This is a genomic window from Pseudoalteromonas sp. TAE79, from assembly GCF_000498015.1.
In the GTDB taxonomy this organism is placed as follows: Bacteria; Pseudomonadota; Gammaproteobacteria; order Enterobacterales; family Alteromonadaceae; genus Pseudoalteromonas.
In genome coordinates, this window is record NZ_AUTL01000142.1 from 21,402 (window position 1) to 37,519 (window position 16,118).

A 16,118-nucleotide genomic window follows, 5' to 3' on the forward strand; every position below is an offset into this window, starting at 1 on the left:
GTTATAAGTAATTTGGATATAAATGCGCATTTTCTGGCTGCTCAATGCCGTGAGCAGCTAAAAACCCACCAATAGCTTGCCCGCAGCCCTGTGGTGCTCGCCCACTGTCTATCTCAAAGTTTAACTGATTAGCATGTTGCTTACCCATAGAGCAAAGCCCTACGGTACTTGGCGAACGCATAGCGATACTTAGGTTACCTATTTGTTCAACCACAACGTGCTTACTAAAGCGGGCAAAACCTTTGTATTTAAACTGCTCGTTTACGTAGTCATTACTTGTGGCCACCAATGCCGCAATTAAGCCATGTAAAAAACTATTAGCGGATGAGTCTGCTGTTAAAAACGCAATTGTTTTTTTGTTAAACTCGCTAAGCTGACAATCCTCACACAACAGCTCAACAGTATATAAATGTTGCTCGGCTACTTGCTGCTGGCTTTTAAGCTCAATACTTTTTCCTGCAAATACAATGCGTTTAAGCACATCACCAACGTTACTTGTAACCGCTTCGCTCTTAACAAGTTCAGGGTTTTGCGCCATTACAGGTAAGTCGTGGTGATTGTTAAATGGCGTGCTTGTTGCGCCGCTTTGCATTAACTGAAAAAGCTCTCTTACTTCATGTTCACGCGCTACTTTTAACGCTAAAAATGCGGTTTGAATAAGCTCTGAGGTAGGTAAGTTTTCCTCTACTATCCAGCGTCTGCCAAATAATAGTTTTTTAGCTTTGGCTTCATTAGTAGATGCGCTTTTTTGGTAGTTATCAGGGCTCAGCACTGCTACTTGCAGATAAATCTCTTCACCTTTTTGTGCAGCGAGCACTCTAAAGTGAGCCGAAAACTCAATACTCTCAAGTACTTCGTTTACGCTTTGAAGCGTGTGCTTGTAACGTAAAAAATGCTGTGGCACCACCCAATTACTATTAGCCAATTGCACCAGGGGTGCATAAGAAATAGGTTGCTCGTAACTGTGTTGCCATTTTTGCTCATTGCTAAGCAAATGATTAATGTGACTCTTGTTATCTGACATAAATAAACCAAATAAACTCGCGTTGTGCGATATAAACTATGAACACATTACGTCGTCAATGTCGTAATTAGATCACATGTACGCCCTACTTTTGGGCTTTTTTAACTATCGGTGAGTTCTTGATAGTCTGTTATAACTTTTTGATAGTATGGCTTATCTTTATTGAGCATTTTATTATAATGATTTATGAGTTGTCGTTGGTACATAGCGTGCTCAGTACTAGCAAAGTCCCACATTTTGTTGCCTGTATGGCTAATTTCATTATTGGTACTAAAGCTCACTTCAATCACTTCATAAAAACGTTTGTTGTCGTAAACTATTTGTTCACTTATAAGCCCTAAACCGAGTTGTTTTAAACCCACTCGCAACTTATAAGTGTGATGCACTGGGCATAAAATAAACCGAACATTATTTAAATGCTCAACTGCGTTATTAGCAATGATTTGTTGTACTAAACTTAACAACAGCTCACCGCCAACACCTGCTATTACAACTACTTGGCTTTTACTTTGAGCAATTTCTATTTTGCCTACATCCTGACACAAGACCTGCCACTGCGGGTTTTTATTACAGGTTTTTTGTAATTTATTAATAGATGATAATTGCGCTTCTAGGTCGTTCATTAAAGTGGCGACTATATCTACAAAAATAACGTGGTTTGCAGCTGCGCGTTTTAATAGCGCCATGCCTAAATAACCATGGTCGCAGCAACAATCCCAAATAATATCGTGATGCTGCGAAATTAATTTATCAATGGCAGTTAGGCGTTTACTGAGCTTCATTTAAGCAGGTGTTTGTGACGTTTTATAGACAAGCGCTTTTAAACTTTTGTCGCTGTCTACTTCAATAAAACGCTCGGTGGGGGCTAGGCGCTCAACAAATTCAATTGCGCCTTGGGTGTTCTCGTTTATTAATGCTTTAAACGCATCTTCGCTAAGCTCTGGGCTATTAGCACACAATAGTAATTGTGTAGTATCGCAAAGTAGCTCTGGTAACCTGCGCAGCACTTTTTGATAGTCTTTAGTTAATATAAAGCTGCCTTTTTGAAAGCTTGGCGGATCAACTACTATTAAATCAAACGGGGCTGCTTTTTTTAGTTTTCCAAACGATTTTAAAATATCGTGAGGTAAAAAACTTACGCCGCGCTCAAAACCATTTAGCTGATGGTTTTGCTTGCCGACTTTAAGCACGCCTTTGCTCATATCCATGTTCATCACATGATCTGCCCCGCCTTGCATGGCGGCAAGCGAAAACCCACACGTATATGAAAACAAATTAAGCACTTTGCCATGCTTGCTGTTAGCCATTACAAATTCACGGCCGCTGCGCATATCGGGAAATATTCCGGTATTTTGGCGGCTTTGTAAATCAACCAAAAAGCGAATGCCATTTTCGGTTACAACATGTGGGTTAGGTAATTGCCCATAAACCACGGTGTTTTGGCTTTGTACGCCAGCACGTTGCTGGTACACAAGTGACGTAATAAGTTCAGGCTGATTTTTTTTTGCCCACTGCCACACAACATTGGTGAGCTCGCTTAGTGTTTGCTCGTCAATTTCATCGTACGAAACCAAAAACAAACTGGGTGGGTAAAAGTCTAAATTAATATGGCTTAATGCTTCGACGCTGTGGCCTCGGCCATGAAAAACACGACACAGTTCATTTTTTAAAATTGGCGCGTTTTCAAGCGCAGTAATAAGAGGTGTAAAGTTTGCTGTCATTTTTAATTAATCAACTGTTGTTGTAGTTCATGTATTTCATCGCGAACAGAGCCCGCTTTTTCAAATTCTAGGTCGCTTGCGTATGCATGCATTTTGGTTTCAAGCTGCTTAATTTGCACGGCAATTTCTTTCGCACTAAGTACCTTTTTAGACTCTTTACGAATAAGTTTAAGGTTGTCTTTAGGGGATGCTTCTTCGCCTACATCCATTACATCAAGTATTTTTTTAGCCAGAGCATGAGGCTCTATGCCGTGCTCAACGTTATATGCATGCTGAATTTCGCGCCTGCGTGCTGTTTCGTCCATTGCTTTTGCCATTGATTTTGTAATTCTGTCACCATATAAAATAGCGCGGCCATCTAAGTGACGCGCAGCACGGCCAATGGTTTGTATCAGCGAGCGAGCTGAGCGTAAAAAGCCCTCTTTGTCAGCATCAAGTATGGCAACAAGTGCCACTTCTGGCATATCAAGGCCTTCTCGCAGTAAGTTAATACCCACTAACACATCAAACACGCCAGCTCGTAAGTCACGAATTATTTCTACGCGCTCAACGGTATCAATGTCTGAATGTAAGTAACGTACTTTAACATTATGCTCGCTTAGGTAGTCAGTTAAATCCTCAGACATACGTTTAGTAAGTGTAGTTACCAGTACGCGTTCGCCCTTCTCCACACTTTTGTATATTTCTGAGAGTAAATCATCAACCTGATCGCCCACAGGACGTACTTCTATAAGTGGGTCGAGCAACCCTGTTGGGCGAATTACTTGCTCTGCAATTTCGCCCGCGCAACGCTCTAACTCAAAGTCGCCAGGCGTTGCCGATACATAAATAGTTTGTGGTGCTATGGCTTCAAATTCTTCAAAGCGCAGTGGCCTATTATCCATTGCTGAGGGCATTCTAAAACCATACTCAACAAGGTTTTCTTTACGGCTTCTGTCGCCTTTATACATTGCGCCAATTTGCGATACGGTTACATGCGATTCATCAATAATCATTAATGCGTCATCAGGTAGGTAATCAAGCAATGTTGGCGGCGGATCGCCTGGCGTACGACCCGATAAATAACGGCTGTAGTTTTCTATACCCGAGCAATAACCTAGCTCGGTCATCATTTCTATATCGTATTGCGTTCGCTGTGCTACACGTTGCTCTTCTACTAACTTGTTTGCACTGAGTAACTGGGCGCGTCGCTCTTTTAGTTCTTCTTTTATTTTTTCGATAGCGCCAAGTATTTTTTCACGCGGGGTAACATAGTGCGTTTTAGGATAAATAGTAGCGCGCACTATGTGCTTTTCAATTGCACCGGTAAGCGGGTCAAAAATACTTAAGCGTTCTATTTCATCATCAAACATTTCTACACGTACAGCAAAAGTGTCTGACTCAGCTGGGAATATATCAACTACTTCGCCACGTACGCGGTATGTACCTCGGCTAAAATCTATATCATTGCGGGTATATTGTATTTCAGCAAGGCGGCGTAGCATATCGCGTTGATCGACTTTTTCGCCCACTTTTAAAAGCAGCATCATTTTCATGTACGATTTAGGGTCACCCAAACCATAAATAGCCGATACCGATGCCACAATAATGGTGTCGCGACGCTCAAGCAATGCTTTGGTCGCACTTAAACGCATTTGCTCTATGTGCTCATTTATCGAAGCATCTTTTTCAATAAATGTGTCGCTAGATACAACATAGGCTTCTGGCTGGTAGTAATCGTAATACGATACAAAGTATTCAACCGCGTTTTTAGGAAAAAACTCTTTCATCTCGCCGTATAGCTGCGCAGCCAATGTTTTATTGTGCGCCATTATTATTGTTGGACGGTTTAAATCGCTAATAATATTGGCCATGGTAAAGGTTTTACCTGTACCGGTGGCACCTAATAACGTTTGGTGTGCAAGCCCTGCTTCTAACCCTTCGCATAGCTGTTTAATGGCGGTAGGCTGATCGCCTGCTGGTTTGAAATGTGATTTTAACTGAAAATGGTCGCTCAATTATTGCACTCCTGTAACGATTCGCCGCTCAGCGCTTCTAGTTTTTTCATAAACCATTTATATGCCACTATTGCTGTAAATAAATTACCTATGGCAGCGCCTATAAATAACCCTAATAATTCGGCTATTTCGTTGCCGATATAAGCAAATGGTACATAAAATATGAATAAACGAATAACGCTTAGTACCAATGCGTTCATTGGTTTGTGTAAAGCATTAAACGATGAGTTTGATAATATGATCACCCCTTGTAAGCCATAGCTTAGTGGGATGGTATAAATAAAGAGCTTAATTACATCTATTACGGCTTGTTCTTTACCAAATAATTGGCTTATAACACCTGAAAATGCAATTAGTAATACGTAAATGGCAAATTGCCATACCATCACAAATTTTAGTGTGCCGGTATACGCTTCTTTAACACGGCATAATTTGCCAGCCCCAAAGTTTTGACTCACAAATGGCGGTAATGTCATCGATAGCGCAAGCACTAAAATACTTGCAATAGATTCTATCCGGCTTCCTACTCCAAATGCGGCCACGGCTTCTGGCCCATGATGCGCTACTAAGGCGGTCATTACAGCCATTGCAACGGGTGTAAGCATGTTTGCACCTGCAGCAGGTAAACCAATTTTTAATATTTTACGAATAGCGCCAGTTACAGTTTGCTTGCCCGCTTTGAGACTCAACAAACGTTTTTTAACCGCTAATATATATAAAATAATAACCACAGCGACCGACCATGCAACAACACTTGCTATGGCAGCGCCTTGAATTCCTAACGCGGGTACCGGCCCAAAGCCAAATATAAGTATTGGGTCAAGTACGGCGTTTATCAGCCCGGCTCCGCCCATTACTATACTTGGCGTTTTGGTATCACCGCTGGCACGCAGTACCGAATTACCAATCATTGGGGTTATTAAAAATACGCTACCGATAAACCATACATTCATGTATTCGTGTATTAACGGCAATACTTGCGCGCCCGCTCCTAGCAAAGTAAATATGGGGTCAATTAGTAAATATCCAACAGATGACAACACAATAACCAGAACCACACCAACCATTAAAGAAATACTGGCATCAAAACGTGCTTCATCAATTTTATTACTGCCGAGCGCTTTCGCTATTACTGCTGATGTACCGATCCCCAGCCCTATTGCTAAGCTGATAACGGTAAAAGTAACCGGAAATGTAAAGCTCACGGCAGCTAGTGGTTCGGTGCCAAGTAAGCTTATAAAAAAGGTGTCTACAATATTGAACATCATTAGTGTGATCATGCCGAATATCATCGGTATGGTCATCGTCTTTAATGTAGGCAAGATAGGATCGTTTAGTAAATCTGGGCGAGTCTGAGATTTTGAAATTGCGCGCATGAAATAAATAGGCCTCTTTTTACTGAACGAATCATTTTAAAGCATCAAGGCAGTTCAAGCCACGGATTTATCACTACAATTGATGTAATTACGGAAGTAAATATTCTAAAAAATAGTAAAACTTGATTTTTACATCTTTTTGTTAAAATAGAGCCTAAACACGCCAAAAAACAATTAAAACACATTTTTATAACTTTTATTACAAACACCCTGTGTTATCTGATGCTTTTTTACACAAAGCAACTACTTGGTTTATCGTTACGAAAAAATTCATTCATGGAGTTACATCTATTAGCCACCAAAACATAACCTACTGTTTTACAATGAATAAAAAATAGTGATTTAAAAGCTTGAAATCGTTGTAGCACCCTAAAACATTGGTGCCGATGATGTTCTTAAAGTTTCATAAACAGAGTTATCCACAGAAACCGTGGATAACTCATTCAAAGCCGCATTTATAAAGGCCTTGAGAGACTCGCAATTTTCGCTGAGGTCCAATCAATTGTTGATTTGCTAATTGTGGCATTTTTATAAACTCACACTGAAAACGTGTAGCCGCCGACGAAAAATGATAAACGCCACGGGGTTAAGTGATAAACAATAAATTATCATTTATGCCGCGCGGGTTGGGGTGATAATATTCAAGCCAATAAAAAAGCAGCTTTCGCTGCTTCATATATTAGGCATTGATCTTTGCCAATTTGAGTAAGGCAGATATTGACTGTGATAGGTCTTCTCCTGTTTCATGCTGCCTATCAATCAACTCCTCTGCACCTCTAATAAGATCTATAAACTCACCTGTAGGGTTATTCGTAAACCCTCTTAAATCATTTGTGCGGCTTGCTAGCTTACGATTACGCACTAACTCCACTATATCCTTTGGCACTCCCTCTTGTTTAAGTAGGTTGCAAAGCTCAATAAGTGACTCGTCAGTAATCTTTTGCAGGTGCCGCTCTGGTATTTTAACCATGGATTCAAGCATATAAAAACGATATGAAAACACAACTAAAGCGATAACACCGCAAAGCAACAACAATACAATAAGAATATCCATACATATTTGCCTTTAAACTCACCACGGGTAAACAACATAAAAGCCAAAAATAGCAGGTTTGCGTTTATCCCGATGCTGTATATATCCCATAGTAGCCAATTATCTTCTGTATAAAAGTTTGGGCTACCATCAAAATTGAGTGCTATTAAGTTGCGATCAATAAACATTAAGGTGTTTAAAAAAGCGTTTAACGCCATCGTTATAAACACCAGTTTAACCTGATCACTAAACATAACACCGATGAACCAATGAACACCTAGAACTACAAAAGCCTGTAACAACGAAAACAAAGCCCACACCAAATACCAGTAATAAACCTGCTCTGTAATGTCTAGCAAGTTAAGTAAGTTGCCATGGAACAAATCACCTATCGCTAAACCTACTGACATAACGCCAGCAGATATAGCAATAGAAACCCTTTTATGCTTGAAATAGATTGCCAGTAAGAACGCCACTATAAAAGCAACTAACTCAAGCTTGTTTAGAGAGTAGCCAAGTAGCACGCTTAAAGTTGGCAATTCCACTATTTAGGCTTTATTTTAGGGTTTAGAGGGTGCCCGCCGCCGCCATTATTCAAAGTCATTTCAGAGTTAAGTATTGCTGCAAAATCCTGCTTGGTTTCTTGTGGCTTACTCTGCGTTGGTTTAACTTTGTCTAGCGGCTCTGGTGGGTTGGTAGTGATAGGTTTTGTAACATTCATATTTAAACTCCTTTATAAATAAATACGAAAACGGAAAATACAATAGCGTTCCTTTGTTTGCAACAAATAACCTTAAACTTCTATTTCTGTATACGGCAACGTTGGTGCTGCCCCAACAATACGGCCATTTTCAACGTATGCTGCGCCTGATTCAACGTTAGCACCTAACACAATGCTTTGACTGCTGTCGCTGTATTGTACTAACGTGGTGCCGTTAGAGTTTACTGAAACTACTGTCACTATAGTACGTTGCGTTTTGTCCAGGACTGAGCCTAGGCGGTTGAGTGTGTTAGACATTGCTGATCACCTTTATAGTTTGGCTTACTGTGATGGCCCCTGAGTCGCTAATACTTGCGCTTATATCCATGTTATCGCACGTTGCTTTGTAAGTAGAGCTGCCATATGTAACGCCTACCAACATGCCTGGTCTAATTGGTGGTAAGTCGTTTAGTAACTTTGTGCGTATAGTGCTTTGCTGTTTATTGCCACTGTTGGCAAGTTCATATGAGCCGCGCTGCCTTGCTGCTTGGTTATCTGTTATCAATGAGTCAACTACGTCACTTGAAAATTGATCGCCTAACGTTCCTACACGTTTGATTTTACACGCCACGCCTTGCTGCTCACCGCGAACAAATACCGCGTTATGTGCTTGGTTAATTGTTTGACTTGTATTGTGCTCAAGTATTATTGAGTCGTTGAGTATTACATCACAAATAGCGTTTTCAGTATCCCAAGGCATAACAGGCCAAGCAGGTATAACAGAGACCGTTTTGTTAGCGTTGTCTATGTCCAACATTGCCCCTACCGACTTAGCCACACTTAAAAGTGCGGCAGCGGGGGTTAAATCAGTATAAGTAAATGCCCCTGTTGGGATTGGGTAATCTATCATTTTATTATCGAGTGACCAGCCTGTATTTACTAAAATATCTGACATGATCCCCGCTAACGTTTTAGCCGTTGGATTGGCGTAGTTTGTAGCGCGAGCATATGGGGCCGATAAGAGAGCAAAACGACCGCGACAGCTTGCACTATAACTTGAATTTGCAAAGCGATTGGCTGTGTTAGGCTGCTCACAAATCACATAAAAATCGTAGCCATTTATTGAGATTTTTAGCTCTTGGCCCAGGGCGCGCTCAAAGTCGATACGAGAACAAAACTTAAGGCTACCCGATGCACTAAACTGGCTGCGAGATACTGAGTAATTTACGCTACTAATTAGTATTTTTACGTCGTCTGAAACACGCACGCAATTAATGGTTGGCTGCATGATATATGTTTTCCTAATCTGGGGCTCAATAGGTATTTTTCTGTCTATTGTTGGTATGTCATCATCACCGCGAACCAAGCCGCCTGGTAAGCCCCAATAGCAAACTTTATCGGGTGCATTGAAACGCATTTTTATAGAGCCTGTTCGGGCTTGGTATGGGGCGTTAAAATCGAGCTTTACATAGCCTTTAAATGGATGGTTTCGCCAATAACAAATGTATTCTTTATCTGTTTGGCCGTAGTAGACAACAAAGTCTTGTTGGCTTAAATCAGGGTTTACTCGCCAATCAAACTGCCACGAATTTTCATTAATAGGGCCAGTTTTCCACGGTATTAAAAGCGTGTTGTGCTCAATGTCTAAGTTATTTAACCACGGCATTGAATTTTGATTTTCTTCAATTGGTGTATTAGGTTTAAACGTTAATTCAAATATGTTTGAAACGTTGAGCCCTGCTTGCCAAATAACATTTAATTCTGTCTGTTCCGTGGCTTTTTCAGACCAAGCATTATTGAAGCTAACCTCATAACCTAAACCGCTGTTGTAACCAAAAACAATTGATGCACCAATGCTAATTGATGACCATTTTAGCGCTTGTTGCTGTTCTTTTGCCGTAGGGCTATGCCAGTTTATTTGGCAATCAATAGCCACTTCTTTTGACTCAGGTTCAACATAATCAATGTTAAACCTGAGCTTTATTGGTGATGTTGTTGTTTCATTTGAATAGCGCTGTTTAAACCTAATTTCAATCATTGAGATAAGTCTGTTATTTCTGCAATTACTCCATCTAAAATAGCGCCCGTATAAGCTAAGTTATCGTCAAGTATTATGCATGTTAGTAAGGGGGCTATACCGTATTTTATTGGCAGTTTTACAGTAATGTTTGATTGGGTTATTTTGCAATAATAAAGTCGATTTGCACTTTCTCTATCAAGAATAATCAATCTATCTGCATTAGGATCTAAATCTATAGTCACTTTAGAGGCTGGAGTGCTAACTAAGCCCGTAAAAACCTTGCTAGACATAAATGAGTTAATGCTAATCAACTCATCTATTGTTATATCAAAAAAAGATAAACCCGTAGCCGTATCTGACGTTCTTTTATAGTATATTTGAACAAACTTAACATTTTCATTAGCAACATATTTTTTTTCACTCCATGCAGAACTTTCAGTATCTGGATGCTCTATCCTGCCCCCATTATTTAATATTTCAATTAAATAAAATCGCGTAGATATACCTCCTAATGGCTTTATAGAGTACAGCTTACCTGACTCTACTTCGATTGGCAGTGAGGTTCTTGTGCCTGATGACTGAATATAATTATTCCCAGTACCATTAAAAGAATAATATCCATATGGTGTATGGTCGCCTGTAAATAAATTAGTCATCCCATACCTCTACATTTAACAGTAAGCGGCTAGGGCTACCTAAAAGTGGCTTTAATATTAGGTACTTATCACCATAGTTAATAAAAGACGGCCAAATTATTTCACTTTGGTGGCCAATCATTGCATATTTAAAACCGGGAAATGAGCCTCTTACAGCAGGCCGCGTCATACTTGAAGCAATAGGATTTCCATCTCTATCGAGGCCACTACTATAAAGCGAATTATAAAGAAAAATATCAGTAAGTAAGTTACTTGGTATGCTTGTGGTTTCTGATGCTGCGAAAAGCAATAAATTTCTAATTGAGTTTGGAATATACAATGAGGATTCAGTAGAGCCGTCCGCATCAAAAACTTTAGTACCAACAAGCCTGTTATCTTCTATATTATTGATATACATCAGCGAACTACCATAACCAGACTCCTCAGTATCAGATATCTTACTTTCATCTTGATCAATAAAGCTGCTTATTGCTATAAACTTACCTTGATCATCATTTAAAGCATTTGATAAATCACCCACAAAAAAACCTGTTTCATGGCTTCTAGAACTCGCGCCATAAATTCCAATATTAAAAGAAAAAAAGTAAAAAGCCTTCTGTGTACCAATAAGTATCCAGTTTGTATTTCTTCCTTTAAACAGTCTATAGCTTTGTTTAAAGCCTTTATTTTCTAAGTTGTCAGCGTCAATAACGTTACGCACCGATTGTAAACTCACCCCTTTACCATCATTCACCCCTGAAGAACTGCTGAATACGACTGAATTGCCTGAACCTAAGTTTTTATATGAACAAGCTAGCGGATCATTTAATTCTTTTATCCAGCCCAGAGGTGATTTATTACCGTACCCCGTTACTAAGCACTTATCTATAATATTAATAAGTTCGCTATACGTGCATTCGCCTGCTTGCGGTGCGCCGGGGTCATCCCATCTATAAACTGTTGGTGTTTGAGCCATTATTTAATCCTTATTTCCACGAAAGCTGAGTGTTGAATTATCACGGGTTATTTCTGAATGGCCCGGTGATACTGAGCGAGTAAGCATGGTTGGCTTGCTTGCTGCTAGTGTTTCAAATAGAAACGCCTCACCGGGATTTAACCCTGCGCCAAACGCTTCTTTGCGTAATATAAAATACGGTGCGCCTGCAAAACTGTTGATAGGCGTACAGTCGTTTAACGTATCGCCACTATAAATATTGCCTACTGACTCGCCTATCACGTTGTAAGCCGTGGACGATGTAAACACAATGGCCCAGCGCTGGGCTATTGCGCCTATGTTTGTAAGCTCTATTGGGTATTGAGTCGTGTTAATAGCGCTTGATGCAGCGGCCCCAAGATCAGCAAAGTTGTTTTGCCAAGCGGCTAGTGTGCGCTCGTCTTTGCTTTGCGCCTGAAAGTCACCTAGTACCTGTACGCTGCTTACTGTTGCACCGGCTGGGTAAGCTCGCTTAAGTGGGGTTAGCAGGCTTAATAAGTTGCCGCTAATACCGCTTATAGTAACGAGTTCAGATTGGATAGCTGTAATTATAAATGGCGGGCTAAACGCGCTTACACCTGCATTTATTGTTATCTCACCTGTGGCTTTGTCGTAGCTGTAGTTTGCATCTGTTGCTGACCATAAGCTTACACCTTGTGAATCAGCTATATCTACAAAGTTAGCATCAGCCATCACATTTACTACTTGCCCGCTTGTTAAGCTTTGCTGTTGTGTACGCTCTCTGTTTTGAACACTAATTTGCCCAAACTCATGAAATATACTTACAACGCCACCACCAGGCAGTGTTGATGTATCAAAGCCACCCTCAGGTGAAGGAACTGTAACTTGTGCCACCTCGTTATAGTCGTAGCGTATTGATTCTGGTTTTACATCAACAGTAAAGGTTATATCAACATAACCTGTAGCGCTCACCTCGCCTGTAGCACTAGTGCCAGTTATTGCACCGCTTAAATCGCTAGATGCGCTAAACGTAGTGCCGTCTGTTGTTTGGTAGGTGATATAAAGCGAGTCTCTCGCGAATGAACTGTTAGGCAATTGCCATTGTTTGTTGCGCGTTTTCCGATCGCCTTTAATGATTGTAACCCCAAGGTTATCGTCAACGGGGCCGTTGTAATCAACGCCGTCTATATCTGTAATAACCCCGGTTTCATAGTCAATCGTTGCAAAAACATAGCCATTAGAAATAAAGCGGCCTTGTTTATCATCGGTAAAAACTTTCGTTTCATCTGTTTTTCTAAGTCGTGAATAACCGGGTAAAACAGTCTCACCTGCTGCAAGTGTTACGTTTTGGTTTGCTGAAAATGAATGGAATCTAAAGTCATCTTTACTAAAGTAATTGAGTGTAAAATATTGGTCTTTAGTTACAGCTGAATTTCTATCAAGTGTTACGGATACCGTATTGCCATTGAGTGAAAGTTCAGATTGCTTTAAATTAAGAGTAACAACCTTATAAATAAAGCGCTCATAAGGCTGGCCCGAAGGCGGAAAGTAAAGCTCTTTTGTATATTTATAGCTTTGGTAACTGGCATTAAATACTGGTGAGTCTAGTAGTAAGTCGGGTACTTCAATGTTTATTTCAGTTATATCACCGTAACTAAGTACACGAGCACTTTTAAAACCTGCCTCACTATCGGGGCTTAAATTTAGCGATTGTGTGACTGTTTTTACACTTGGCGTTAATGAGCGGCTTATTTCTTCAACTCTTAGCGTTTGGCTCTCTGCTTCAACACTTTCGGTTAATAAGCTTGTTCCATGATACTTAGTGCTGGCTAATGACAAATAAGGTAGCATTTCTGCAACTGTGTCAGTGTCTTTTAAGTTAGCAGCTTCAACAATCAATACATTTACAAGCGCATCATCTGGCTGGTCGCTTAGGAATATGTGCGCGTCCTGCAAGCGACTTGCATCGTCAGTGCTTAGCGCCGGGTATAACTTCACCAAATCAAATGATGAACGGGCATGGTCAATGTCACTGATTGAGCTAAATACATCGTTAAGTTTACCGCTAACAATGGCGTTACTTGTTCGGTGTCCGCCTGCGTGTAGCTCGTTACCTATGCGCTGTGGCTTAAATATTTTTAAATCGGTTCTTTGCATTATCGGGCCTTTAAACAGTTTTTAAACGTAGGTTTACGTTTTGAAAATAGGTAGGTGCGGAGTCTGAAAAATGCGTATGCGGTGTACCCTCTACCGGCTTTTGGCTGTGGTCCCACACCACAGTAAATGCAGTGCCGCGTATTGTTATTTCAAACTGAGTTAGCGTTGTGCTGGCGTGTTCAAATAACGGGTTAAACACGCTGGCCGCCTCAAAGTCACTGTATAAATTGATTGAGCGCCCAGCGGGTATAATCGTTTTTTCTATATGCTGCGCACCATTTAGGGCACGTTCTGACTGCTCAGCAACGGCGCTGTAATCGAGTTCGTCTAACCAAACAAAGTTATCTAATTGCTGGGCGTTAATTACTATCATTGTGTATTACTCAGTTGCTCTAATGTTTGTAAAAAGCGTTCTTCAAATTCACCATAAATGAGCTGTTTATTTGGCAGAACAAGCTCTAAACGCACTGTTTTAACTGCGTTACTGTTTCCAGTATTCGTAGCTGGTAGGGCCTTTAAAGCGGCTGTTAGCTCCTTTGCTACTGAGGCTAAGCTGTTTAAAGCGCTATTAGATGCCGCATTAGAGCTTGTATTATTCTGCGAATATGTGGGTGCTTTTGGTGTATAAGTTTGTGTGGGTGCATAGCTAGGCGTGTAAGCCGGTGTTTGACTTACTTTATTGCTGGGCTTTAACGCTTCACGTCGTGCTTTAATTGCATCGTTAATTATTTTTTTATTTTCAGTGCCTAATCGACTAAGTTGCTGGTTAAGCTCTTTATAAATTTTATCAAGATCGGCATTCGTTTTGGCGGATGCAACACTTCTTTGGTACTTTTCCAAATGCCCAGTTTCATAACCGGCTCTTTGTCTTTTGTTGCGTTCGGCTCTAATCTCGGGTGTATCTAAGTCATATGCATTTCGACCATTCTTTTCTTGGTAGTCGACTACTTGGCTAACGCTTGCGCCTGACGTTTGACTTCGTTGGCTGTAGTAACTTTGAGCGCTTTGTGATGCATTTTGGTATGAGCGAGATACATTATCTAATTGTCCTATTTGCTCACGTAGGCTTTTAGTTGCAGAGTCACTTGCCCTGGCTTGCTCTTTAGTTGCTTGAGTGCCTGCTTTGGTTGATGTTGTTGCGGCATCTTGTGCGTTTTTAAAGTCACCTAATAAGTTATTTACAACGGCTAGTACATCGCTTAAACGCTCTTTTTGGTAATTGTATTCTTGAGCCGTTAACGCGCCCGATTGATAACGACTATTTAACCGCTCAAGCTCTGCGGTTACATTACTTTGTTGGCGCTGTAATTCGCCTAGGCTTGCAAGTTCTAACTGCTGCACTCGGGTTAAATCGTTTGTTTGATCAGCTAAGCGTTGTTGCTGAATAGTAAGTGCTGCTTGGGCTTGGGCTTTTTGCTCAGCGGTAGCAGTGCTGCTTGCCATTACTTGCTGATTAGTAATAATTGCTGAGCGGGTTTGCTCAAGTTCACGAGCAAAGCGATTTACTGCGTCGCTGTTAGTGTCTGTTACTGGCTTAAGTGCATTCGCTTTTTCAATAAGCTTGTCTAACTCTTCGGTAAGCCCAAGCGCAGCAGCAGCGGCTTGAATACTTGAGGGTACAGTTTGGTCGGTAGCATCTGCGGCTTTTATTGCGGCTTCGGCCCACTTTAAATACGCTTGTTGCTGTATAGCTAAGGGCTGCTCAGACTCTTGCATTAACTCATAAGCAGCACGTAGCTTGTTTGCGGTATCGTCCAGCGCTTTAACTGAGGTTAAGCCCAGCGCCTCGTAAGCTTTACCCACATCACCTGCAAATATTTTTTGACGCTCTAATAATTCGCCATGCTCAGTAAACTTAACTTTTAGTGCGTCTAATACAACTAATTGGCCCTGGTATTGTTCACCGGCGGCAATAATAGCAGTACGAGCCGACTCTATACTTTGTAAAAAGCCGNCTTGTTGCTGTAACGACTCTATGGTTTTTACAGCTTCGGGTAATGTTAGGCTTAAAAATGCCTGGCGTTCTTTTTCAGCTGCTAAGGTTTTAGCTGTGGATTCGGCTAATTTTTGTTGCTGGTATTCAATATTGACATAACGGTTGGTTACGTCATCCCATACTAATGTGCCTGCCTCTATCAACGCGTCCAGCTCGGCCATGTTGGTAATAACTAAGCCAGTTGAACTGGATAACGATTTTAATTCTTCGGTGAGTAACTGGGCTTGTTGCGCCGATTGCTGCTGTGATTTGCGTAGCGCCTCTTCGGCTATTAGTAAATCTTTATATAAAAAGCCAACCTCAATTAATTCGCTAATTAACCAAGTATATAACCCCGCTTTAGCAACTGTTTTAAGGGCAGTGCTCCATTTTGCAGCGGCTATACCTGCGGCGTTAGTGGCTACAGTGGTGGCACCAATGGCCGCTGTATAGGTTCTAAGTGAGGCAATGGCCGCAGTGGCACCACTTATTACACTTGTAAAATAATTACCTACTTTTAGTGCA

Annotated in this window: 16 protein-coding genes (1 of these 16 only partly in view); 1 reads left to right on the forward strand and 15 read right to left on the reverse strand. The window is 40.9% G+C overall.

Features of this window, described 5'->3' with window-relative positions:
• Nucleotide 1: 1 nt before the first annotated feature.
• The 14 genes from L655_RS0110005 to L655_RS0110070 form a co-directional block, all read right to left on the reverse strand.
• Nucleotides 2-1,024: a hypothetical protein gene (locus tag L655_RS0110005; protein WP_024604948.1), complete on the reverse strand. Its 1,023-nt coding sequence runs from the start codon at nucleotides 1,022-1,024 to the stop codon at nucleotides 2-4.
• A 101-nt stretch (nucleotides 1,025-1,125) separates the two neighbouring features.
• A complete protein-coding gene (locus L655_RS0110010) occupies nucleotides 1,126-1,806 on the reverse strand; it encodes a tRNA (adenine(22)-N(1))-methyltransferase TrmK (protein ID WP_024604949.1) in 681 nt (226 codons plus the stop codon).
• Nucleotides 1,807-2,745, reverse strand: a complete 939-nt coding sequence (locus L655_RS0110015; protein ID WP_024604950.1) for a class I SAM-dependent methyltransferase — start codon at nucleotides 2,743-2,745, stop codon at nucleotides 1,807-1,809.
• 2 nt (nucleotides 2,746-2,747) lie between these two features.
• Nucleotides 2,748-4,742, reverse strand: a complete 1,995-nt coding sequence (uvrB, locus tag L655_RS0110020) for an excinuclease ABC subunit UvrB (protein ID WP_024604951.1) — start codon at nucleotides 4,740-4,742, stop codon at nucleotides 2,748-2,750.
• Nucleotides 4,739-6,118, reverse strand: a complete 1,380-nt coding sequence (locus L655_RS0110025) for an MATE family efflux transporter (RefSeq protein WP_024604952.1) — start codon at nucleotides 6,116-6,118, stop codon at nucleotides 4,739-4,741. The genes uvrB and L655_RS0110025 overlap by 4 nt, the downstream gene beginning before the upstream one ends.
• Nucleotides 6,119-6,797: 679 nt before the next feature.
• The gene (locus L655_RS0110030) at nucleotides 6,798-7,121 is read right to left on the reverse strand and encodes a hypothetical protein (protein WP_241764473.1); all 324 of its coding nucleotides are present in this window, start codon (nucleotides 7,119-7,121) and stop codon (nucleotides 6,798-6,800) included.
• Between the two features lie 2 nt (nucleotides 7,122-7,123).
• Nucleotides 7,124-7,696, reverse strand: a complete 573-nt coding sequence (locus tag L655_RS0110035) for a hypothetical protein (protein ID WP_024604954.1) — start codon at nucleotides 7,694-7,696, stop codon at nucleotides 7,124-7,126.
• Complete coding sequence (locus L655_RS1000000127420) at nucleotides 7,696-7,872, reverse strand: hypothetical protein (protein ID WP_158000958.1); 177 nt, start codon at nucleotides 7,870-7,872, stop codon at nucleotides 7,696-7,698. The genes L655_RS0110035 and L655_RS1000000127420 overlap by 1 nt, the downstream gene beginning before the upstream one ends.
• Nucleotides 7,873-7,944: 72 nt before the next feature.
• Nucleotides 7,945-8,169 carry a hypothetical protein gene (locus L655_RS0110045; RefSeq protein WP_024604955.1) on the reverse strand — a complete coding sequence of 75 codons (225 nt, stop codon included), beginning with the start codon at nucleotides 8,167-8,169 and terminating at the stop codon, nucleotides 7,945-7,947.
• Entirely contained in the window at nucleotides 8,162-9,889 is a 1,728-nt protein-coding gene (locus L655_RS0110050) for a hypothetical protein (protein WP_024604956.1), read from the reverse strand. Before L655_RS0110050 ends, L655_RS0110045 begins: the two co-directional genes overlap by 8 nt.
• The gene (locus tag L655_RS0110055; protein ID WP_024604957.1) at nucleotides 9,886-10,527 is read right to left on the reverse strand and encodes a hypothetical protein; all 642 of its coding nucleotides are present in this window, start codon (nucleotides 10,525-10,527) and stop codon (nucleotides 9,886-9,888) included. The genes L655_RS0110050 and L655_RS0110055 overlap by 4 nt, the downstream gene beginning before the upstream one ends.
• Nucleotides 10,520-11,482, reverse strand: coding sequence for a hypothetical protein (locus L655_RS0110060; protein ID WP_024604958.1), 963 nt, complete (start codon nucleotides 11,480-11,482; stop codon nucleotides 10,520-10,522). Before L655_RS0110060 ends, L655_RS0110055 begins: the two co-directional genes overlap by 8 nt.
• A 3-nt stretch (nucleotides 11,483-11,485) precedes the next feature.
• Nucleotides 11,486-13,618, reverse strand: coding sequence for a hypothetical protein (locus L655_RS0110065; RefSeq protein ID WP_024604959.1), 2,133 nt, complete (start codon nucleotides 13,616-13,618; stop codon nucleotides 11,486-11,488).
• A 10-nt stretch (nucleotides 13,619-13,628) separates the two neighbouring features.
• A complete protein-coding gene (locus L655_RS0110070) occupies nucleotides 13,629-13,991 on the reverse strand; it encodes a hypothetical protein (RefSeq protein ID WP_024604960.1) in 363 nt (120 codons plus the stop codon).
• Nucleotides 13,992-15,773: 1,782 nt separating this feature from the next.
• Here L655_RS0110070 and L655_RS1000000127950 point away from each other — a divergent pair.
• Nucleotides 15,774-16,046: a hypothetical protein gene (locus tag L655_RS1000000127950; RefSeq protein WP_241764474.1), complete on the forward strand. Its 273-nt coding sequence runs from the start codon at nucleotides 15,774-15,776 to the stop codon at nucleotides 16,044-16,046.
• A 54-nt stretch (nucleotides 16,047-16,100) separates the two neighbouring features.
• Here the strand turns inward: L655_RS1000000127950 and L655_RS1000000127955 are convergent, their stop codons facing one another.
• Nucleotides 16,101-16,118: the end of a tape measure protein gene (locus tag L655_RS1000000127955; RefSeq protein WP_241764475.1), read on the reverse strand. It continues 1,431 nt past the right edge of the window; 18 of the gene's 1,449 nt are visible here — the last part of the coding sequence; its start codon lies beyond the right edge, outside the window — the gene reads right to left on this strand; the stop codon is at nucleotides 16,101-16,103.